The organism is Mycobacterium sp. WMMD1722, from assembly GCF_049315205.1.
In the GTDB taxonomy this organism is placed as follows: Bacteria; Actinomycetota; Actinomycetes; order Mycobacteriales; family Mycobacteriaceae; genus Mycobacterium.
The window spans coordinates 5,041,673-5,062,542 of sequence record NZ_CP186056.1; the positions used below are offsets into that span (position 1 = coordinate 5,041,673).

Below are 20,870 nucleotides of genomic sequence, written 5' to 3' on the forward strand. Positions count from 1 at the left end.
CGGCGTGCCGCCGCGGGCTTCCTCGACCGACAGTGATCCTGGTCTAGTGCGAGACCGCCTTCTCCGCGCCCACACCGGTCAGCGACCGCACCTCCATCTCCGCATTGCGCATGTCCTCGCCCCGGTCTCCGGGCGAGGTCAGGGTGCCGACGATGCCGAGCAGGAACGCCAGCGGGATCGACACGATGCCCGGGTTGGCCAGCGGGAACCAGGAGAAGTCGGCGCCCTTGATCATCGATGTCGCCGTGCCCGACACCGCGGGGGAGAACACGATCAGCACGATGGTCGAGATCAGGCCGCCATACATGCTCCACAGTGCGCCGCGGGTGTTGAACCGCCGCCAGTACAGCGAGTACAGGATGGTCGGCAGGTTCGCCGACGCGGCGACGGCGAACGCCAGCGCCACCAGGAAGGCGACGTTCTGCTCGCGGGCCAGGATGCCCAACGCGATCGCCAGGACGCCGAGCACGATCGCGGTGATCCGCGAGACCCGGACCTGCTCGCTCTCGGTCACCTCCCGCTTCCCGTGGCCGCTGCGCAGCACGCTGGCGTAGATGTCGTGGGCGAACGACGCCGATGCGGTGATCGTCAGTCCAGCCACCACGGCCAGGATGGTCGCGAAGGCCACCGCCGAGATGATGCCGAGCAGGATGACGCCGCCGAGCTCGAACGCGAGCAGCGGTGCCGCGGAGTTCACCCCGCCCGGGGCGGCGAGGATCCGGTCGGGACCGACCATCGCGGCCGCCCCGTAGCCGAGCACCAGGGTGAACAGGTAGAAGGCGCCGATGAGGGCGATCGCCCAGACGACGCTGCGGCGGGCCTCCTTCGCGGTCGGCACGGTGTAGAAGCGCATCAACACATGCGGCAGTCCGGCGGTGCCGAGCACCAAAGCCAGGGCCAGCGAGATGAAGTTGATCTGAGTGGTCAGCGATGCGCCGTACTGGGCGCCGGGGGCCAGCACGTCGCGGGAGGCCACCTTGGCGTCGGCGCTGCCACTGACCATCTGCTGGGCGGCGCCGAGCATCTCGGACAGGTTCAGGCCGTATTTCACCAGCACCAGCACCGTCATCACGCCCGCCCCACCGATCAGCAGCACCGCCTTGATGATCTGCACCCAGGTGGTGCCCTTCATGCCGCCGACCAGCACGTAGACGATCATCAGCACCCCGACGACGGCGATCACGATCGATTGCCCGATGTCGCTCTGGATGTTCATCAGCAACGCGACCAACACACCGGCGCCGGCCATCTGCGCCAGCAGGTAGAACAGCGACACCGCCATGGTGCTGGTGGCTGCGGCGACCCGGACCGGCCGCTGTTTGAGCCGGAAGCTCAGCACATCGGCCATGGTGAACTTGCCGGTGTTGCGCAGCAGTTCGGCGACCAACAGCAGGGCCACCAGCCAGGCGACCAGGAAGCCGATCGAGTACAGGAACCCGTCGTAGCCGTACACGGCGATCGCGCCGGCGATGCCCAGGAAGCTGGCCGCCGACAGGTAGTCGCCGGAGATGGCGATGCCGTTCTGCGGACCGGTGAAGGCACGTCCGGCGGTGAAGAATTCCGCGGCGGTGGCGTTCTTCTTGCTGGCCCGGATCACGATGAACAGGGTGACCAGGACGAACAGCGCGAAAATGGACATATTCGCGACGGGGTTGCCGACGGCCTCGGCGGCGAGGATTGTCATGCGCCCGGCCCCTGCGGTCCGGTCTCCAGCTCAGCACGGATGGCCGCCGCCCGGGGGTCGATCTCCCGGTTCGCGAAGCGCACGTACAGCGCGGTGATGAGGAAGGTGGTCAGGAACTGGCCGAGGCCGATGATCAGGCCGACGTTGATGTTTCCCCACACCGTGATGGCCATGAAGTCGTGGGCGAACGCGCCGAGCAGCACATAGGTGGCGTACCAGACGAGGAACGCCGCACTCATCGGGAACACGAAGCCCCGCAGCTTGGCTCGCAATTCTTGGAATTCGGGGCTGGCCTGCATGGCGAGGTACCGGTCGCCGCTGGGCATGTCGGCCTCGCGATGGGGCAGATCGGTTTCGGGCACCGTGACTCCTGACGTCGTCTGTGAACCGGTTCGCACAGTGACGCTAGGTGAGATGTGCATCACAAAGAGGGCGTGTCGGCGACCGCTACGGCGAAGCCCGTGGGGTGTGCGGTGAACGGTCGATCGACGGCGACGAACGGTGGCCGTTATCCGTGCCACTGGGTCTTCGCGCAAGCGCTCATCCGTGCCGCTGGGTCTTCGCGCAAGCGCTCATCCGCCTCTAGGGACGCGCTCGATGCCCATCCCCAGCCGTTCGGGCACATGCATGCGGGCGAAGACGCTGGCGACGTCGGCCGGTGCGCGGGCCCGGGTGAATCGGCTGACCAGGATCATGGTGACGAATGCGATCGGCACCGTGATGGCCGCGGGATAGCCGACCATGACCGCCGGCCAGCCGCCGAGTGCGCCCTCGTCGACCACGTCACCGATGGCCAGGGCCACCGCCAGGCCGGAGGCGCCGCCCCCGACGATCAGTCCACACGCGGCCCCGGTGGCGGTGAGCCCACGCCACCAGATGCCGAGCACCAGCAGCGGGCACAGGGTGGACGCGGCCACCGCGAACGCCAGCCCCACGCTGCGCGACAATTCGAGACCGGAGGTGATCAGCGACAGGGGCATCGGGATCAGCCCACCGACCACTGCCGCCAGGCGGAAGTCGCGCACGCGCCCGCGCAGTACATCGGTGGCCAGCGCCCCGGCGATGCTCACCAGCAGACCCGATGAGGTCGCCAGAAAGGCGGCGATCGCTCCGGCGGCGACGAGGGCGGCCAGCAGCTGGCCGGACAGTCCGCCGATGGCCGCACCGGGTGCCAGCAGGACGGCGGCGTCGGCCGAACCGGTGATCAGCAGTTGCGGTACGTACAGCCGCGAGAAGACGCCGAGCAGGGTGGGGAAGAGATAGAACAACGCGAGCAGAGCGATGACGGCCAGCGCCGTGCGGCGCGCCGCCCGCCCGTCGCGGTTGGTGTAGAAGCGCACCAGCACGTGCGGTAGGCCCATCGTGCCGAGGAAGGTGGCGACGATGATCGAGAGCACCTGATACATCGGATGTCCGCCGCCCAGCCCGGTGCCGGAGGTGATCCACTCCCGCCCGGTCGTCGGGGTGCCGGCGAGCACCGGGGTGGTCGCGCCGGCGGCCAGCGTCATCGTGCTGCCCGCGCCGAGGCGATGGTCGCCCGATGTCGCGATCGGCGACTCGGTGACCGGGGAACCGTCCAGCAGGCCGGACACCGTGATGCCGGCCGGTTGGGCGACCTGCACCACGACATCGGTCTCGATGGTCACCGTGGTCTGCTGGTGCACCATCGGGGGCAGGGGGCCGCCGAGCTCACCGCGGTCGGTGGCGAACAGACCCACCAGCGCGAGCGCCGGTACGGCGACGGCGGTGAGCTTGAGCCAGTACTGGAACGCCTGCACGAAGGTGATCGACCGCATGCCGCCCGCGACCACGTTGGCGATCACGATGACGCCGACGAGCAGCGGCCCGCTCCAGACCGGCATCCCGAGCAGCGTTTTGAGCGCCAGTCCCGCGCCCTGGTACTGCGGTACCAGATACACCACACACACCACGATGACCACCACCATCGCCACCTTGCGCAACAGCGCCGAGCCGAGCCGGAACTCGGCGAAGTCGGGCACGGTGTAGGCGCCGGACCGCCGCAGCGGCGCCGCCACGAACAACAGCAGGCCCAGGTAACCGGCGGTGAAGCCGACCGGGTACCAGAGCGCGTCGGCGCCGTATTTGGCGATCAGGCCGGCGACGCCCAGAAACGAGGCGGCGGACAGGTATTCGCCCGAAATCGCCGCGGCGTTCCAGTGTGGTCCGACGGTCCTGGAGGCGACCAGGAAGTCGGAGGTGGTGCGGGACAGCCGTACACCGTAGGCGCCGATCGCCACGGTGGCGACGGCGGCGGCCAACAGCGCCGCCGCGGTCAGCGGCGAGCCGGTCACGGTTCCCCGTCGACGACGCGGACGAAGTCACGTTCGGCCTGCTCGGCCAGGCGAACGTAGATCCGTCCCACGCCGTAGAGCAGGAGGTAGACCAGTACGGCGAGCACCGCCCAGTTCAGCCGCACGCCCAGCACGGTCAGCGCCGCCAGGTCGGGGAAGGCCGCATCGAGCACCAGGATCGCCGCGACGGCGCCGAGCACGACCGCGGTCAGTCGCAGTGCCAGACCCAACTGGGCGCGCACCAGGCCGCGGACCAGCGCGTCGCCCACCTGGGTCTGCTCCTGCACCTCGATCCGCGTGCGCACCATCCGCGCGCCGCGCCGGTGGGCCAGCACGATGCGTTCGCGGTGTGGTCGCTCGGTGTCACTCATCGCCCGCACCGGCGGGTTTGAGGTGGCGCATCGGATCGCGCACCAACCGGTCGCGCAGTTCGCGGGCCTGGCGCCGGCTGACCGGGAGTTCGGCGGCGGGCGACGCCCCGTTCGCCCGCAGCCGCACCAGCACGGCGCCGTCACCGGTCCGCAGCCCCGTCACCAGGCGCAGCGACACCAGGTAGGACCGGTGGATGCGCTGAAAGCCGTGGTCGCGCCAGCGGGTCTCCAAGGCGCTCAGCGGAATTCGCACCAGATGCGAACCCGATGCGGAGTGCAGCCGGGCGTAGTCGCCCTCGGCCTCCACCCAGCCGATCGTGTCGCGCGGCACCAGATGGGTGATGCCGCCGAGTTCGGCGGGAATGACGTCGGATTCGGGATCGTCGGCAACCGGAGGCTCCGCGGCGCGCGCGGTCGCCACCCGGCGCACGGCCTCGTCGAGCCGGTCCTGCCGGATCGGTTTGAGCAGATAGTCCACCGCGCCGACGTCGAACGCCGCGACCGCCTTGTCGTCGTGTGCGGTCACGAACACCACCGCGGGCCGGTGCGCGAAGTTCGCCAGGATGCCGGCCAGTTCCAGACCGGACAATCCGGGCATGTTGATGTCGAGGAAGATCGCGTCGAAGGGTCTGCGGTTGAGTTCCCGCAGTGCCGCCGTGGCATCGCCGACCTGCACGACCTCGCCCACACCGGCGTGTCGGCCGAGCAGATAGGCGAGCTCGTCGAGGGCGGGCGCCTCATCGTCGACGGCCAGCACCGACAGCGCGACGCCTGACACGGTCACTGCGCCTTCATCCGAAGACCCTCACCGCACTGCACCTCCGCTGGCCCGAACGCCCGACCGGAACTTCGGCACCCGCATGAGGACCTTGGTGCCCGCGCCGATCGCCGTCTCGACCACCAGACCGTAGTCGTTGCCGAACGCCGCGCGCAGGCGATGATCGACATTGGTCAGCCCGACGTGGGCCCCGGCGTCCTCCGGGTCATCTGGGCCGGCGCGCAACGCGTCGGGGTCCATCCCGACACCGTCGTCCTCGACGGTGATGACGCAGTCGGATCCCTCGTCGCGCGCGATGATCTCCACAGTGCCGCCACCCCGGCCGGCGAAGCCGTGCCGCACCGCGTTCTCCACCAGGGGCTGCAGGGCCAGAAACGGCACGACGACGTTGAGCACCTCGGGGGCGACCTGCAGACGCACCGACAGCGACGCGCCGAAGCGGGCCCGTTCGAGGGTCAGATAACGGTCGATGTTGCGCAGCTCCTCGGCCAGCGTCGTGTACTGACCGGCGGTGCGGAACGAGTACCGGGTGAAATCGGCGAATTCCAGGACCAGCTCGCGGGCCCGGTCCGGGTCGGTGCGGACGAACGAGGCGATGGTGTTCAACGCGTTGTAGATGAAGTGCGGGCTGATCTGGGCGCGCAGCGCCAGCACCTCGGCCCGGTCCAGGCGGGCCCGCGACGCGTCGAGCTCGGCCAGCTCGAGTTGGCTTGCCGCATAGCGGGTCACCTCGCCGACGGCGCCGAGCAGGCCCGGCCCGGGTGAGCGCGCGGTGACCGCAACCAGCACGCCGAGCAGATCACCGTTGTCGGCCTGCAGCGGCTGGGCGATCAGGGACGAGCCCGCGTTGCGTTTGAGCACGCGGCGCTCCCCGGCGATCGATTCCTGCGCGGTCGCGGTCGCGAGCTCGGGAAGCGCTGTCTCCCAGATCAGGTCCCCGCGGGGGTCCCGGGCGAGCAGCCGGCCGTCGGTGCCGAACAGCGCGATGCCCTCAGTGCCGGTGAGGGTGCGCAGGAACGGGGCTGCGGACTCGGCGGAGGCCGCGTCGAGGCCCCGGCGCAGCGCCCGGGCGGCCAGCGATGCGGTGTGCAGCGCTGCGTGCACCGCGCGTTCGGTCGGGGTCGAGACGACCCGGCGGGTGCGCACGACGATCACCGCGGCGGCCACCGCGCAGAGCAGCACGGCCGCCAGAACTATCGCCAGCTCGCCCGACATCACACCTCGTGGTTTTTGCGGCCACTTTAAACTGGCTGACGTGGCGAAACTGCAGCTTGTCCAGGATCCGGCGGCCGATGCGCTGCTGGAGGCCAATCCGTTCGCGCTGCTGGTCGGCATGCTGCTCGACCAGCAGATCCCGATGGAGGTCGCCTTCGGCGGGCCCAAGAAGATCGCCGACCGCATGGGCGGGGTGGATGCCCGCGAGATCGCCGAGTGCGATCCGGAGGCGTTTACCGAGTTGTGCGCCAGAACCCCTGCGGTGCACCGCTTTCCGGGGTCGATGGCCAAGCGTATCCAGGCGCTGGCCCAGACCGTCGTCGACCGCTATGACGGGGACGCCGCGGCGCTGTGGACCGCCGGCGATCCCGACGGGGCCGAGGTGTTTCGGCGGCTCAAGGCGCTGCCGGGCTTCGGCGAGCAGAAGGCCAAGATCTTCCTCGCGCTGCTGGGCAAGCAGTACGGCGTGACGCCCTCGGGGTGGCGCGCCGCGGCCGGGGACTACGGCACCGAGGGCTCGTACCGCTCGGTGGCCGATGTGACCGACGCCGGATCGCTGGACAAGGTGCGCTCGTTCAAGAAACAGATGAAGGCCGCCGCGAAGGCCGCGAAATCCTGAACCGGCCGATCCCTGGCTCACATGTCGGCCGGTGCATATGGTGAACACATGAAGACTCATCTGAACTGCCCCTGCGGCGAGGCGATCACCGGCAAGGACGAGGAAGACCTGGTCGAGAAGGCGCAGGCGCATCTGTCCGAGGCGCACCCCGGCCGCGACTACGACCGCGACGCGATCCTCTTCATGGCCTACTGAGGTAATCCACGACCTGAGGTACCCACCGACGAAGAAATCCCCGGCCGCCTGAGGGCGACCGGGGATTTCTCCGTTTCAGGTCAGGGCACGACCGTCGATCCGATGGTCGGCATGAACTGGCACTGCTTTTCGGTGGTGGTCACCTGCCCGAAGATGGTCGACATGATGCTGCCGGATCCGGTGTCGACGATCGCGGTCAGCGTCGTCGGACCCTCGGGGTTGATGTCCGACCGCGGTTTGAGAGCCGCGCTACCCGACTTGCCGGTCGTCAGGTTCACCCAGGTCACGTTCAGCGGCAGCTTCTGCTCGGCCGCGGGGCCGGGGGTGCCGACCGCGGTGAACACGTAGGCGGTCTGACCCGGTCCCGGACCCGGCAGCGGGATCTTCGCCGGGCCGGCCACCGAGATCGCCGTGGCGAGAACGTTTCCGCCGTCTTTCAGGCAGCCGTTGCTGATCGAGGGATACATGAAGTCCTGCGTCGGCGGAGTGTCCGGACCGAACCCGGGCGGTCCGGGCACGGTGGCCGCACCGGGAGCCGGCGCCGGAGCGGGAGCCGCCTGCACCGCCACCGGCGCCGCCGCCGGAGCCGGCGCGGCGTCCGGAGCAGGCGCCGGCACCGGGGCGGGGAGCGGGGCCGGGGGAGTGACGGCGCCCTCGGGTACCGGCCCGACCGCATAGGCCGGATTCACTCCCGCCGGCAGATGCTCCACCAAACCCGGACCGGAGCCCGGCACCGGAACGTGCGCCGCCGGATCAGCGACGAACGAGTTGACGGCCGAGGCCATATCGCGCGACGACGTCGGCGCCGCCGTGTCACCGACGAACGCCGCCGCCGCTGCCATCAACATCGATGCCGCATTGGTCGGGTCGGCCGCCGCCTGCTGCACGACCGGCCCGAGGCTCTCCATGGCCGGAAGCCCCGGCGCCTGCGCCGCGTCGATCGGCAGCGGTGGTGCCGGTTGGGCGTGCACCGGCGCACTGCAGAACAGCAGTGCGGCCGATGCACCTGCGGCGACCGTGGTCCTCAACATCGTCCGAGCCGGGGACATGTCACTCCTCGAATTGGTCAGAAAGCGATGATCAGGGCAGGGCCGAGACCGGGAAGAGCGGCCCGATGGGTGCCCCCGGGGCCGCCGGTGCTGCCGGTGCAGCCGGCGTCGCCGCGGGCAGCAGATTGGTCAGCGCCGAGCCCGCCGGCATCAGTGCGGCGAGCGGGTTGGCGGCCGCGGCCCCCGGCATGCCGGGCAGCGTCGACGGGCTGCCGACCGGCGAGGTGAGCGGCGAGGTCAACGCCGGCGACTGCGGCAGGGTGATGGAGGCGGTGGCCCCCGGTGCGGGTGCCGCGGGCGCCGCCGCGGGGCTGACGCCGGTCGCGGCTCCGGCCGGGCTGAGCGCGCTGGCCAGGTTCTGCAGCAGCGCCGGCGCGTTGCTGAGCTGGTCCAGGAACGGGATGGCCGGAATGGCCGGGGTCGGTGCGGGCTGCGCCGCGGCGGTGGTGCTGAGCGCCACGGCGAGCGGAACTGCTCCCGCTGCGGCGATCATGCTGGTCGCGAGCATTTTCCTGCTGAGTTTCATGGATCTCCCAATCCGTTGAGGGCACGTCTACGCCCGAAGCTACGCAGTTACTGCTGTTACTCAAGTGACAGCTGTGGCATTTATGGAGTCGTTACGGAAGTGAGTGACGGCGGTGATCCCGGGCGGTGGCTCAGTAGAGTCGGGCGGCATCGACACCTCACCTGGCTTCGTGCGCCGTCTCGGCGCGATCGCGCCGTTGCTGCTCGCGGTGAGCGTCGCGGGTCGGTTGGCGTGGACGTACCTGGTGCCCAACGGCGCGAACTTCGTGGACCTGCACGTCTACGTCGGCGGCGCCGCCGCGATCGACCAGCCGGGGACGCTGTACGACTTCGTCTACGCCGACCAGACGCCCGACTTCCCGCTGCCGTTCACCTATCCGCCATTCGCCGCCGTGGTGTTCTATCCGCTCGCGCTGGTGCCGTTCGGTGTGTTGGCGTTCTGCTGGCAGGTGGGCATCGTCGCGGCGCTCTACGGCGTGGTGCGCCTGAGTCAGCGGCTGCTGAGTGGGCCCGGCGATCGCCGCGTCGCGATGCTGTGGACCGCCCTGGGCATCTGGCTCGAACCACTACGCAGCACGTTCGACTACGGCCAGGTGAACGTGCTGCTGGTGGTGGCCGTGCTGGGGGCGGTGCTGTCCTCGCGGTGGTGGCTGTCGGGTCTGCTGGTCGGCCTGGCGGCGGGAGTGAAGCTGACGCCCGCGGTGTCGGGGCTGTACTTCGTCGGTGCCCGGCGCTGGGGTGCCGCGGTGTTCTCCGCCGTGACGTTTCTTGCCACCATCGGCGTGTCGTTTCTCGTGGTGGGTGATCAGACGCGCCGGTACTTCACCGAACTGCTCGGCGACGCCGGCCGGGTCGGGCCGATCGGCACCTCGTTCAATCAGTCCTGGCGCGGCGGTATCTCGCGTCTGCTCGGACACGACGCGGGGTACGGGCCCGTGGTCGTCGTCGGCATCCTCGTGACGGCCGTGCTCGCGATCCTGGCGTGGCGCGCAATCGGTGGGGCCGCCGACCGGCTCGGCGCCATCCTCATCGTGCAACTGTTCGGACTGCTGCTCTCGCCGATCTCCTGGACCCACCACTGGGTGTGGCTGCTGCCCCTGATGATCTGGCTGTGGCACGGGCAGCTACGCGATCAGCCGGGCGCGGGGACGGTGCGGTGGACCTGGCTGGCGCTCACCGTCGTCGGCGTCCCCTGGCTGCTGAGCTTCGCTCAGCCGACGATCTGGCAGATCAGCCGCCCGTGGTATCTCGCCTGGGCCGGCCTGGTCTACGTCGCCGCGACGCTGCTGACGCTCGGATGGATCGCGGCTACCGGCCGACGATCTCGTCGATGTCGTGCGCCATCTCCACATCCTTGCCGGTGATTCCGCCCTCGGAGTGCGTGACGAGCGCGAAAGTCACGGTGCGCCAGCGGATGTCGATATCCGGATGGTGGTCCTTGCGTTCGGCGTGTTCGGCCACCCGGCGGACGGCGTCGATGCCGTCGAGGAAAGCCGGGAAATCGATCGAGCGGCGCAGCGCCCCGTCCGCGCGCTCCCACCCGGCCAGATCCGACAGCGCGGTGTCCACCTGTTCGTCGGTCAGCACAGCCATGGTCTCGACGGTATACCGTCGCGAGCGATGTCTGTCCGGATCGTGGTGGCCGGTGCGCTGATCGAGGATTCGGCGCTGCTGGTGGCCCAGCGCGCCCGACCCGCCGAACTGGCCGGGTTTTGGGAGCTGCCCGGCGGAAAGGCGGCTGCCGGGGAGTCCGACGCCGAGGCGCTGGCGCGCGAGCTGCGCGAGGAGTTGGGGATCGACGTGATCGTCGGAGACCGCCTCGGTGCGGATGTGGCGCTCACCGAATCCATGGTGCTGCGCGCCTATCTGGTGCAGCGCACCGGTGGCGAGGTGCGGCCGATCGACCACCGCGACCTCAGATGGGTCTCCGCGGCCGAACTCGCCGCCCTGCCGTGGGTCCCGGCCGATCGCGCGTGGATACCCGCCCTGCAGCGGGCATTGCGACAGCGCTAATACTTCAGCCGGTCGCCGACCACGCGTACCCCGCCCGCGCCGCGCGGATGATGCGCCGAGTAGAGCGGGTGCATCAGCGCGGGATGGCGGCAGTGCGGACAGGACGGCTGAGCCTGGTTGGACGAGGCCACCGTCAGGTGATGACAGGTCGAGCACCGCACGACATAGGCGGCCCCGATCCAATTCATCAGTCCGAGATAGATCGCAGCCGTCGCGGCCGAGGCCAGCACGATGATCAGGGCGATGGTGAGCGCCTGGTAGACCGTCATGATCCCGTCACCTCCCACACCGAGAAGATCCGACGGATAACACCAACGGTACGCCCGCACAGTGTGCGTGTCGGGAGTTCGCGCCGTTCAGCTCTTGCGCGCTTGCTTGAAGATCTTGTCCAGTTCCTTACCGCGGATGCCCAGGTGTTCGGCCTTCTGCACCTTGTGCAGCACGAGGGGACAGCGCTTGCAGCGAGGCTTGCTGCGGCAGCACTTCTTCTTCGCCTTGATCTTGGCGTAGTCGGTGGTTTTCACGTGGCAGCGAGGTTCCGGGGTCGTGGGGCGGGCTGTCCCACTGTGCCATGCCGGCGGCCGAGCCCGGATGTGACCTGGATTGCTGCATTTCGCGATCGGTCAACCCCACTGCCACACTTGGTTACGTGGATTCTCAGACTGACTTTCGCAACGTGGCCATCGTGGCCCACGTCGATCACGGCAAGACGACCCTGGTCGACGCGATGCTGCGGCAGTCGGGTGCCCTGACTCACCGCGGTGACGACGCCGTCGAGCGGCTGATGGACTCCGGTGACCTGGAGAAGGAAAAGGGCATCACCATCCTGGCCAAGAACACCGCCGTGCACCGCCAGCACCCCGACGGCACCACCACCGTCATCAACGTGATCGACACCCCCGGGCACGCCGACTTCGGCGGCGAGGTCGAGCGCGGTCTGTCGATGGTCGACGGTGTGCTGCTGCTGGTCGACGCCTCCGAGGGCCCGCTGCCCCAGACCCGCTTCGTCCTGCGCAAGGCACTCGCCGCGCACCTGCCCGTCATCCTGGTGGTCAACAAGACCGACCGGCCCGACGCCCGGATCGCCGAGGTGGTCTCCGAGAGCCACGATCTGCTGCTCGACGTCGCCTCCGACCTCGACGAGGAAGCGCAGGCCGCGGCCGAGAAGGCGCTGGACCTGCCGACGCTCTACGCCTCCGGTCGGGCCGGTATCGCGAGCACCGAGCAGCCCGCCAACGGGGAGAACCCCGACGGGGAGAACCTGGACCCGCTCTTCGATGTGCTGCTCGAGCACATCCCGCCGCCCACCGGCGATCTCGACGCGCCGTTGCAGGCGCTGGTGACCAACCTCGATGCGTCGGCGTTCCTGGGCCGCCTGGCACTCATCCGTATCTACAACGGACGCCTGCGCAAGGGGCAGCAGGTGGCCTGGATGCGGGAGGTCGACGGCGTGCCGGTGGTCACCAACGCGAAGATCACCGAACTGCTGGCCACCGTCGGCGTGGAGCGCAATCCGACCGACGAGGCCGTCGCCGGTGACATCGTGGCGGTGGCCGGGCTGCCGGAGATCATGATCGGCGACACCCTGGCCGACACCGAACACGCGCACGCGCTGCCCCGGATCACCGTCGACGAGCCGGCGATCTCGGTGACCATCGGCACCAACACCTCGCCGCTGGCCGGCAAGGTGTCCGGCCACAAACTGACCGCGCGGATGGTGCGCGATCGACTCGACCGCGAACTGATCGGCAACGTGTCCATCAAGGTCGTCGACATCGGCCGCCCGGACGCCTGGGAGGTGCAGGGCCGAGGTGAGCTCGCGCTCGCCGTCCTGGTCGAGCAGATGCGCCGCGAGGGATTCGAGCTGACCGTCGGAAAACCGCAGGTGGTGACCCGCACCATCGACGGCAAGCTGCACGAACCGTTCGAGGCGATGACCATCGACTGTCCGGAGGAGTTCGTCGGCGCCATCACCCAGCTGATGGCCGCCCGCAAGGGCCGCATGGAGGAGATGGCCAACCACGCCGCCGGGTGGGTGCGGATGGACTTCATCGTGCCCAGCCGCGGCCTCATCGGTTTCCGCACCGACTTCCTCACGCTGACCCGCGGCACCGGCATCGCCAACGCCGTGTTCGACGGGTACCGGCCGTGGGCCGGCGAGATCCGCGCCCGGCACACCGGATCGCTGGTGTCCGACCGCTCCGGGTCCGTAACGCCGTTCGCGATGATCCAGCTCGCCGATCGCGGCCAGTTCTTCGTCGAACCCGGACAGGACACCTACGAGGGCCAGGTCGTCGGTATCAACCCGCGCGCCGAGGATCTCGACGTCAACGTCACCCGCGAGAAGAAGCTGACCAACATGCGGTCCTCGACCGCCGACGTGATGGAAACGCTGGCCCGCCCCCTCGAGCTCGGCCTCGAACAGGCCATGGAGTTCTGCGCCGAGGACGAGTGCGTCGAGGTCACCCCCGAGGTGGTCCGCGTGCGCAAAGTGGAGCTGGACGCCACGATGCGCGCTCGCGCCCGCTCGCGAGCCAAGGCGCGGGGCTGATCGCCGCCCTGGGGTGGCCGATACCCTGAGTGGCGTGTCGATCCGCTCCCGCCGCTGCACTCTGCTGGCCGGAGCGCTCGTCTCGGTACCGGTGCTGGCGTTGGGGGGCTGTACCGTCAGCCCCCCACCGGCTCCGCAGAGCACCGAGACGACCGAGACCACTCCGCCACCGCCGGTCAAGGCGACGCAGATCATCATGGCGATCGATTCGATCGGCCCGGGCTTTAATCCCCACCTGCTCTCGGATCAGTCGCCGGTCAACGCCGCGATTGCCGCGCTGGTGCTGCCGAGCTCGTTCCGCCCGGTGCCCGACCCCGCGTCGCCGACCGGATCGCGGTGGGAACTGGACCGCACGCTGCTCGAGTCGGCCGAGGTGACCGGTCAGAACCCGTTCACGGTCACCTACACGATCCGGCCCGAGGCGCAGTGGACCGACAACGCGCCGATCGGCGCCGATGACTACTGGTACCTGTGGCGTCAGATGGTCAGCCAGCCCGGTGTGGTCGACCCGGCCGGATACGACCTGATCACCGGAGTCCAATCGGTCGAGGGCGCCAAACAGGTGGTCGTCACCTTCGCCCAGCCGTATCCGGCGTGGCGGGAGCTGTTCAACGACATCCTGCCCGCCCATATCGTCAAGGACGTCCCGGGCGGCTTCGGCGCCGGTCTGGCGCAGGCCATGCCGGTGACCGGTGGACAGTTCCGCGTCGAGACCATCGATCCGCAGCGAGACGAGATCCTGCTGGCCCGCAACGACCGGTACTGGAGCGAGCCCGCCAAACCCGACCTCGTCCTGTTCCGGCGCGGGGGCGCACCCGCGGCCCTGGCCGACTCGATCCGCAACGGCGACACCCAGGTGGCGCAGGTCCACGGCGGCGCCGCGACATTCGCCCAACTCAGTGCCATCCCCGACGTGCGGACGGCCAGGATCGTGACGCCCAGGGTGCTGCAGGTGACGCTGCGCGGTCAGCAGCCGAAGCTCGCCGACCCGGCGGTGCGCAGAGCGATCCTGGGGCTGCTCGACGTCGACTTGCTCGCCTCGGTGGGCGCCGGGGACGACAACACCGTCACCCTGGCCCAGGCGCAGGTGCGATCGCCGTCGGATCCGGGGTACGTGCCGACCGCCCCGCCGGCGATGGGCACCGATGCCGCGCTCGCCCTATTGGCCGACGCGGGGTACCGGCCCGCCGAGGAGCCAGCCTCGGGCCCGGACGCCGCTCGCGGGCAGATCAGCCGGGATGGCGTCCCCTTGACGCTGGTGCTGGGCGTGGCCGCCAACGATCCGACGTCGGTCGCGGTTGCCAACACCGCCGCCGATCAGTTGCGCAACGTGGGTATCGACGCCTCGGTGCTCGCGCTGGATCCGGTCAAGCTCTACGGCGAGGCGCTGCTCGACAACCGGGTCGACGCCGTGGTGGGCTGGCGTCAGGCCGGCGGTGATCTGGCGACGGCGCTGGCGTCGCGCTACGGCTGTCCGGCGCTGGAGGCGACGCCGGTGGCGACCGCTCCGGCGGCGCCTGACGGCGACGACCCGACACCCACAACCGGCAGCCCCGCCCCGACGTCCCCGACGTCCGTCCCGCCCACGGGCCGTCCGTCGACGCCCACCACTCTTCCGTCGGCGCCCACCCCGGCGCCGGAGTCGGGGCAGCTGGTGCAGGCGCCCAGCAACATCACCGGGGTGTGTGATCGCAGCATCCAGCCGAAGATCGACGCCGCGCTCGAGGGCCGGGAGCCGATCGGTGAGGTGATCGACGCCGTCGAACCGCGGCTGTGGAACATGTGGACCGTGCTGCCGATCCTGCAGGACACCACGATCGTCGCCGCGAGCCCCAATGTTCGGAACGTCAGCCTGTCCGGGGCGGTGCCGGTGGGCATCGTGGGCGATGCCGGCGACTGGGCCAAATCACCGCAGTGACCGACGGGCCGCGCCGTGTAGCCGGTGCGCCGCGAACGCCGCGACGGCGAACACGATGAGCAGCCACCAGGGCGGTCTGGCCAACTCCCACACGAACAGCGCCGCCCACAGCGGCGCCCGCTGGGTGATCGCCAGGACGCCCGCCGCGCAGGTGAGCGAGACCGCCGGGACGCTGAGCTGCTGATCGGTCCAGGCGTTAAGGGCCAACGCCACCAGCGAACCGGCCGCGGCGCCGGTCGCCAGCGCGGGGGTGAGCAGGCCACCGACGGCTCCCGCGCGCAGAAACGCAGCCGTCAGCAGCGGCTTGAGCAGCAGGATCGCGGCGGCGGACGCCAGGGTGATGCCGCTGTCCAGGCTCACACTCAGGATGCTCTTGCCGTTGCCCGGGAGCTCCGGCCACCACACCGAACAGATGCCCACCGCCAGCCCGGCCGCGGCCACGGCGGGGATGATCGTCCAGCGGGTCACGGCCACGGCGGGCCGGGCCAGACTGGTCAGCCGGTCGAACGCGGATCCCACCGCGACGGCCAGCGGGGCCAGTGCCAAGGCGAGGACGGTCAGCAGCATCGACAGTGATGGATCCGGCCAGTCCAGCGGTACCGCCAGGTGGGTGACCGGTGAGGCGACCGCCACGGCGAGGCTCGAGGTGATCAGTGCGGTTCCCAGTGCCCGCGGGTGCCAGGTACCGAGCATGATCTTCGACGCGAACAGCGCGCCGCCGAGCGGAACGCTGTAGACCGCGGCCAGGCCTGCGCCCGCGGCGCAGGCCAGTAGGATCTCGCGGTCGCGGGCGGTCAGCGACAGGCGGGAGGTGGCGGCGTCGCCGCCGGCGGCGGCGAGCTGGCGCGGCGCACCCTCCCGGCCCAGCGATGCGCCGGCGCCGACGAGCAGGACCTGCAGACCGGCGTCGAGCGACATGGCGAGGCGCGGAATCGGCCGGTGCTCGGCGATGGTCGCGGCCAGTGCGGGAACCTGCGCGCGACGACGCAGCAGCCACCACCCGAGGCCGGCCAGCGCACCGCCGATCGTCGGCGCGAGCGCCCGCCGCAGCGGGCTGCTGCTGTCGACACCATCGAGCAGCGTTCCGAACGAATAGTGATAGGCCAGGTGCTCGACGGCGTGCAGCAGCAGCGTGGTGGCCATGCCGGCCAGTCCGGCGACGATGCCGATGATGACGACGGCGCAGCTGAACTCCAGGGTTCTCCGGGTCATCTACGTCAAGGTCCGCCGGGTCCCGGGTGCGACGTCGGCCTAGCGGCCGACCCCGCTGGTGGGCGCGTCATCCTTGCCGCCGCCGGAGCTGTCGTCGCCACCGGCGGGCTGAGCAGGCTTCGGGGCCTTGACCGTGGTCGGCGTGGTGCCGCCGCCGGCCCCGGAATCGTCCTGGCCGGTCAACCTCTTGACGGTGTCGCCGATGTCGTCGAGGGCCTGACGAATCCGATCACGCACGCCCTCGGTCATATCGCTCTGGAAGGCCGGCGCGGTTGGTCCGCCGCTGCCGACGCCCGGAGTCTGAGTGGGTACGGGGGAGGGAGTTGCGGGTGCGCCGCCGGACTGCAAGACCGGCTGTTGCGGGGCATCTGCCGCGGATGCGGTGCGACGCGCGTCGTTCGAGTCCGCACGGTCCTGCGAGCTGCGCTCCCCGGCGGCGGAGGTCGATGTCGACGTCTCCGCAGGCGCCTGCCGGGCGACACCGGGGGCGGGATCTTTGGCTCCGGTCTCGAGCGGCGGCTTCGTGCTGGCATTGAGGGCGTCCAGGATCGGCGTCAGCACACTGTTCTGGAAGACCGCGTCGATGCGCTCGTCGCCGGTGATGACCGCCTGTCCGCCGAACGGCGCGTTGATCAGCCGGCGCAGCGCCTCGATCGGCGACAACTCGCCGCTGATCACCCGTTCGGTGAGGGCCAGGATGAGCGCGGGGGTCATCGTCACCTGCTCGACCAGGGTGTTGGCTGCCTCGTTGATGCCGCTGGTCAAGTTGGCGAGTGCGCGCATCACCACGACGGTGCTCTCGGTGGGATCGGTCAACACCGGGGGTGCGGTGGTGCCCGCATCATGCGCCTGTTCACGCGATGTGCCCGTCGCCGGTGACGGACTGTCGGCCGCCCGCTGCAGCGCCTCGGCGAGCACCTGGGGGCTGACCGAGGTGGGATTATCGGCCAGATCGGCCAACAGGGCGTCGAGGGTGGCCACTGCGGTGGGCCATCCGGGTCGCATCGCGCCGATCGATTCGAGGAAGACGGGATCGAGGATGTCGAGTGGTCGGCCGCCGGTCGCCATATCGGACACCGACACCCGTACATCGGACGGGGGGACCACCACCGGATTGGCCACCACCGCCGCGGCACCGGCCATCACCACTCCTGTCACCAGGAACGGGCCGAGTGTGCGGCGCATGGTGCCTTCCTCCCCGAGGCTATGAATCGCTTAACTTTAGCCTAATAGGAGCCTGAGAAGCTACCAATTCGAGACCCATTGCCTGCGCATTCCGTGGGGGTCTTTGCAGGTAGTACAAGGTAGCGATGTTGAGAGGTGCCTGTGATGGCCGCGTGACCTGCGGTTTATGAGTAGTACCAGTCACACTTGCAAACTTCCGGCCGATCGCCGCTGCCGGGGGTTCGAGGGGTCGGCCCCGCGGTTTGCTACTCCGAAGTCAGCTGTCGGTCGCGATCTTGTTCCGGAGTCAAGTATCGCGCCGTTAACCCTGGGTTCAGATAGCGCGCAAGCGAATTTGAAAGCTGAGCGGAGGCTGAGAAGCGGCTGACCCGCATCGCTTCCACACTCTCCACAGAGATCACAGCATCATCACATGCATCACCGTCAAAACGTTCTGACCTGCCTAAATGTCCGGCAAACCCACGCTGAGACGAACCTGTCAGCAATGTTCAGGTCTCTCAGAATCTCATTGCGGGAGGAAACTCCGACTAGTTGCGCATGCAAGTAAACCGCCGGATCCGCCTGGAAAGTTAGTGCGCCCAAGACTTGCGCGGTGCTACGTTGCTGGTGCTCATTCAGCAGCTCTCATCCGTAAGGGGGATGAACTACATGTCCAACTCAACCAAGCGTCCGCTCCTCGCGACCGCTGCCGCCATCGGTGGTGCCGGCCTCGTTCTGGGTGCCCCGGCCGCGACTCTGCTGGCCGCTCCGGCCGCGCAGGCCGCCCCGGTGGTTTCCGCTCCCACCCAGTTCGATTTCTTCGGCGACGGCCTGGCCTTCTTCGGCGATTCCTTCGGCTCGCCGCTGGCCCTGCTGACCCCGGTCACCTCGATCAGCAACAGCTTCCTCGACATCTTCGGTGCCATCCCGATCCTGAACATCTTCATCGGCAACGGTGCTGACGGCCTGCCCGGCCAGGATGGCGGCAACGGCGGTCTGTTCATCGGTTCCGGTGGCGACGGCGGCGACGCCCTCTACGACCCGGTCACCAAGTCGTGGACCAACGGTGGCAACGGCGGCGACGCCGGCTTCTTCTTCGGTGACGGTGGCAACGGTGGCGACGGCGGCTTCGGCGGCTACGACATCGCCACGGGTGCCGCGGTGGAGCCCTCCAACGGTGGCAACGGCGGCAACGCCTCCTTCCTGTTCGGCAACGGTGGCAACGGCGGCGTCGGTGGCGCCGGTCGTGACGGCCGCAACCCGACTGCTCTTCCGAACCTGGTGCCCGGCGCCAACGGCGTTGTCGTCGGCGGTGTGCCCCAGGATGGTGGCGATGGCGTCACCGGCTTCACCGGCCCCAATGGCCTCGGCGCCGGCGGCAACGGCAGCACGGCCGGCGGTAACGGTGGCGATGGCGCCGTCGGTGGAGCCGGTCTCGTCGGCGGCCTCGGCGGCGATGCGCTCGGCGGCGGCGGCAACGGCGGTGTCGGTGGCGCTGGTGGTATCGGTGGCGGCGCTGGCGGTAACGGTGGCGACGGTGCGAACTCGACGGCTAACGGCGGCAACGGTGCCAGCGGCGGCGCCGGCGGTGCCGGTGGCTTCCTCTTCGGCTTCGGCGGTAACGGCGGCGCCGGCGGTGTCGGTGGCGCTGGCGCGAACGGTGGCGCGGGCGGTGCCGGTGGCGCTGGCGCGAACAACCTCCTCGGTGCCGGCGGCGTCGGAGGCGACGGCGGTAAGGGTGGCAACGGTGCCGATGGTGGCAACGGTGGCAACGGTGGCGCGGCCGGCGGCGGCGGCTTCATTCCGTTCCTGACCGGTGGCGGCGTGGCCGGCCCCGGTGGCAACGGTGGCGCTGGCGGCCAGGGTGGCCCCGGTGGCGCAGGCGGCCAGGGTGGCTTCAACCTGGTGGACCCGGCCGCGGTCCAGGCCTCGAGCGGCAAGGGCGGCGACGCGGGCAAGGGCGGCAAGGGCGGCGCTGGCGGCGCCAGCGGCGATGGCACGGCCGGTAGCGCCGGTGCCTCCGGCGTCGCGGGTGGCACGGGCGGCGCGGCCGGCACCACCCCCGGCTCCGGTGCGGCTGGTAAGGCTGGCGCCGGTGGCGCCGGTGGCGCCGGTGGCGGCGTGTCGGCTGGCTAGTCCGTCACCTCCCGGAACTCGCTAGCGGGTTCCACGCGGGTCAACCCCGGAGGTGTCGCGTCCAGTACCGACACCTCCGGGTCACCGCACAAGCAGTGAACATCAGACACCGGGCCCATTCGTGGGCCCGGTGTTCTGCGTTGTGAGTTCGTTAAGCTCGTTCGAGGACGCGGACACTAGTGGGGGAGTCATGACCGCCGGAACCGATACGAACGTCTTGGGTGGCACGGTGGGTCAGAACCCGGCCGCCCACACGTCGCTGCCCGTGAAAGACATGGGCCGGTTGCTCCTGCGCTGCGCAGACCGGCCGGGGCTGGTGGCGGCGGTGAGCGCCTTCCTGGCCGGCGCGGGCGCCAACATCGTGTCGCTCGACCAGCATTCCACCCGGCAGACCGGTGGAACCTTCATGCAGCGCACCATCTTTCACCTACCGGGTCTGGCCGCAGCGCGCGATGAACTGGAACGCTCGTTCGTCGACCAGGTGGCCACCAAGTTCGAGATCGACTTCCGGCTGACCGAGGCCGCCAAACCCAAGCGGGTCGCCATCCTGGCGTCCAAGGAAGACCACTGTCTGCTGGATCTGTTGTGGCGCAACCGTCGCGGGGAACTGGAGATGTCGGTGGCGATGGTGATCGCCAATCACGCCGATCTGGCCGACCAGGTGCGTCCGTTCGGGGTTCCGTTCATCCATGTGCCCGCGCGCAAGGACATCCGCGAAGAGGCCGAAGGCCGCATGCTGGATCTGTTGCGCGGCAACGTCGATCTGGTGGTGCTGGCCCGCTACATGCAGATCATCACGTCGAACTTCCTCGAGGAGGTCGGCTGCCCGCTGATCAACATCCACCACTCGTTCCTGCCCGCCTTCATCGGCGCCGCACCCTATCGTCGAGCCAAGGAACGCGGGGTGAAACTGGTTGGTGCCACGGCGCATTACGTCACGGCAGAACTCGACGAGGGTCCGATCATCGAACAGGACGTGGTCCGGGTGGACCACCGGCACGGGGTCGACGACCTGGTCCGCCTCGGGGCCGACGTCGAACGTGCGGTGTTGTCCCGGGCGGTGTCGTGGCATTGCGAAGACCGCATCATCCGGCACGGGAACCAGACGATCGTCTTCTAGCGCGTCTG

General features: G+C 69.6%; 21 protein-coding genes. 8 read left to right on the plus strand and 13 right to left on the minus strand.

What is annotated here, in order from left to right; all coding sequences use genetic code 11:
• Window positions 1–43: 43 nt before the first annotated feature.
• From ACN27E_RS24515 to ACN27E_RS24540, 6 genes are all read right to left on the minus strand, one after another.
• Window positions 44–1,684, minus strand: coding sequence for a solute symporter family protein (locus ACN27E_RS24515; protein WP_422745483.1), 1,641 nt, complete (start codon window positions 1,682–1,684; stop codon window positions 44–46).
• The gene (locus ACN27E_RS24520; RefSeq protein WP_422750091.1) at window positions 1,681–2,010 is read right to left on the minus strand and encodes a DUF485 domain-containing protein; all 330 of its coding nucleotides are present in this window, start codon (window positions 2,008–2,010) and stop codon (window positions 1,681–1,683) included. The genes ACN27E_RS24515 and ACN27E_RS24520 overlap by 4 nt, the downstream gene beginning before the upstream one ends.
• 246 nt (window positions 2,011–2,256) lie before the next feature.
• Window positions 2,257–3,996, minus strand: a complete 1,740-nt coding sequence (locus tag ACN27E_RS24525) for a cation acetate symporter (protein WP_422745485.1) — start codon at window positions 3,994–3,996, stop codon at window positions 2,257–2,259.
• Window positions 3,993–4,367, minus strand: coding sequence for a hypothetical protein (locus tag ACN27E_RS24530; protein ID WP_422745487.1), 375 nt, complete (start codon window positions 4,365–4,367; stop codon window positions 3,993–3,995). The genes ACN27E_RS24525 and ACN27E_RS24530 overlap by 4 nt, the downstream gene beginning before the upstream one ends.
• Window positions 4,360–5,145 (minus strand): LytR/AlgR family response regulator transcription factor, encoded by a 786-nt coding sequence (locus ACN27E_RS24535; protein WP_422750093.1) that lies wholly within the window; start codon window positions 5,143–5,145, stop codon window positions 4,360–4,362. Before ACN27E_RS24535 ends, ACN27E_RS24530 begins: the two co-directional genes overlap by 8 nt.
• A 27-nt stretch (window positions 5,146–5,172) precedes the next feature.
• The gene (locus ACN27E_RS24540; protein ID WP_422745488.1) at window positions 5,173–6,360 is read right to left on the minus strand and encodes a sensor histidine kinase; all 1,188 of its coding nucleotides are present in this window, start codon (window positions 6,358–6,360) and stop codon (window positions 5,173–5,175) included.
• A gap of 40 nt (window positions 6,361–6,400) precedes the next feature.
• Here ACN27E_RS24540 and ACN27E_RS24545 point away from each other — a divergent pair, with 40 nt between their 5' ends.
• On the plus strand, window positions 6,401–6,979 hold the full coding sequence (locus tag ACN27E_RS24545) for an HhH-GPD-type base excision DNA repair protein (protein ID WP_422745490.1): 579 nt from the start codon (window positions 6,401–6,403) through the stop codon (window positions 6,977–6,979).
• A gap of 48 nt (window positions 6,980–7,027) precedes the next feature.
• Window positions 7,028–7,174 (plus strand): DUF1059 domain-containing protein, encoded by a 147-nt coding sequence (locus tag ACN27E_RS24550; protein ID WP_193047648.1) that lies wholly within the window; start codon window positions 7,028–7,030, stop codon window positions 7,172–7,174.
• Between the two features lie 80 nt (window positions 7,175–7,254).
• On the opposite strand, the gene ACN27E_RS24555 is transcribed toward ACN27E_RS24550, so the two are convergent.
• Together ACN27E_RS24555 and ACN27E_RS24560 are read right to left on the minus strand one after the other, a co-directional pair.
• Window positions 7,255–8,223 carry a hypothetical protein gene (locus ACN27E_RS24555; RefSeq protein ID WP_422745492.1) on the minus strand — a complete coding sequence of 323 codons (969 nt, stop codon included), beginning with the start codon at window positions 8,221–8,223 and terminating at the stop codon, window positions 7,255–7,257.
• Between the two features lie 31 nt (window positions 8,224–8,254).
• Window positions 8,255–8,749 (minus strand): hypothetical protein, encoded by a 495-nt coding sequence (locus ACN27E_RS24560; protein WP_422745494.1) that lies wholly within the window; start codon window positions 8,747–8,749, stop codon window positions 8,255–8,257.
• Between the two features lie 169 nt (window positions 8,750–8,918).
• Here ACN27E_RS24560 and ACN27E_RS24565 point away from each other — a divergent pair, with 169 nt between their 5' ends.
• Entirely contained in the window at window positions 8,919–10,112 is a 1,194-nt protein-coding gene (locus tag ACN27E_RS24565) for a mannosyltransferase (RefSeq protein ID WP_422750095.1), read from the plus strand.
• Here ACN27E_RS24565 and ACN27E_RS24570 read toward each other — a convergent pair.
• The gene (locus ACN27E_RS24570; protein ID WP_422745496.1) at window positions 10,057–10,341 is read right to left on the minus strand and encodes a 4a-hydroxytetrahydrobiopterin dehydratase; all 285 of its coding nucleotides are present in this window, start codon (window positions 10,339–10,341) and stop codon (window positions 10,057–10,059) included. The two genes, ACN27E_RS24565 and ACN27E_RS24570, sit on opposite strands and share 56 nt — an antisense overlap.
• Before the next feature lie 27 nt (window positions 10,342–10,368).
• Between ACN27E_RS24570 and ACN27E_RS24575 the strand changes: the two genes are divergently transcribed.
• Window positions 10,369–10,761, plus strand: coding sequence for a (deoxy)nucleoside triphosphate pyrophosphohydrolase (locus tag ACN27E_RS24575; RefSeq protein ID WP_422745497.1), 393 nt, complete (start codon window positions 10,369–10,371; stop codon window positions 10,759–10,761).
• Here the strand turns inward: ACN27E_RS24575 and ACN27E_RS24580 are convergent.
• Window positions 10,758–11,030, minus strand: a complete 273-nt coding sequence (locus ACN27E_RS24580) for a hypothetical protein (RefSeq protein WP_422745498.1) — start codon at window positions 11,028–11,030, stop codon at window positions 10,758–10,760. The two genes, ACN27E_RS24575 and ACN27E_RS24580, sit on opposite strands and share 4 nt — an antisense overlap.
• An 87-nt stretch (window positions 11,031–11,117) precedes the next feature.
• Complete coding sequence (locus tag ACN27E_RS24585) at window positions 11,118–11,285, minus strand: hypothetical protein (RefSeq protein ID WP_422745499.1); 168 nt, start codon at window positions 11,283–11,285, stop codon at window positions 11,118–11,120.
• A gap of 125 nt (window positions 11,286–11,410) precedes the next feature.
• Here ACN27E_RS24585 and typA point away from each other — a divergent pair, with 125 nt between their 5' ends.
• Both typA and ACN27E_RS24595 read left to right on the plus strand, forming a co-directional pair.
• Window positions 11,411–13,312, plus strand: coding sequence for a translational GTPase TypA (gene typA, locus ACN27E_RS24590; RefSeq protein WP_422745501.1), 1,902 nt, complete (start codon window positions 11,411–11,413; stop codon window positions 13,310–13,312).
• Between the two features lie 34 nt (window positions 13,313–13,346).
• Complete coding sequence (locus ACN27E_RS24595; RefSeq protein ID WP_422745502.1) at window positions 13,347–15,230, plus strand: ABC transporter family substrate-binding protein; 1,884 nt, start codon at window positions 13,347–13,349, stop codon at window positions 15,228–15,230.
• Here the strand turns inward: ACN27E_RS24595 and ACN27E_RS24600 are convergent.
• Window positions 15,219–16,442, minus strand: a complete 1,224-nt coding sequence (locus ACN27E_RS24600) for a chloride channel protein (protein ID WP_422745503.1) — start codon at window positions 16,440–16,442, stop codon at window positions 15,219–15,221. The two genes, ACN27E_RS24595 and ACN27E_RS24600, sit on opposite strands and share 12 nt — an antisense overlap.
• A 39-nt stretch (window positions 16,443–16,481) precedes the next feature.
• Entirely contained in the window at window positions 16,482–17,627 is a 1,146-nt protein-coding gene (locus ACN27E_RS24605) for a hypothetical protein (protein WP_422745505.1), read from the minus strand.
• 648 nt (window positions 17,628–18,275) lie between these two features.
• Here ACN27E_RS24605 and ACN27E_RS24610 point away from each other — a divergent pair.
• Together ACN27E_RS24610 and purU are read left to right on the plus strand one after the other, a co-directional pair.
• Entirely contained in the window at window positions 18,276–19,742 is a 1,467-nt protein-coding gene (locus ACN27E_RS24610) for a hypothetical protein (protein WP_422745507.1), read from the plus strand.
• Between the two features lie 274 nt (window positions 19,743–20,016).
• The gene (gene purU / locus ACN27E_RS24615; protein WP_422750096.1) at window positions 20,017–20,862 is read left to right on the plus strand and encodes a formyltetrahydrofolate deformylase; all 846 of its coding nucleotides are present in this window, start codon (window positions 20,017–20,019) and stop codon (window positions 20,860–20,862) included.
• The last annotated feature ends 8 nt before the right edge of the window (window positions 20,863–20,870 follow it).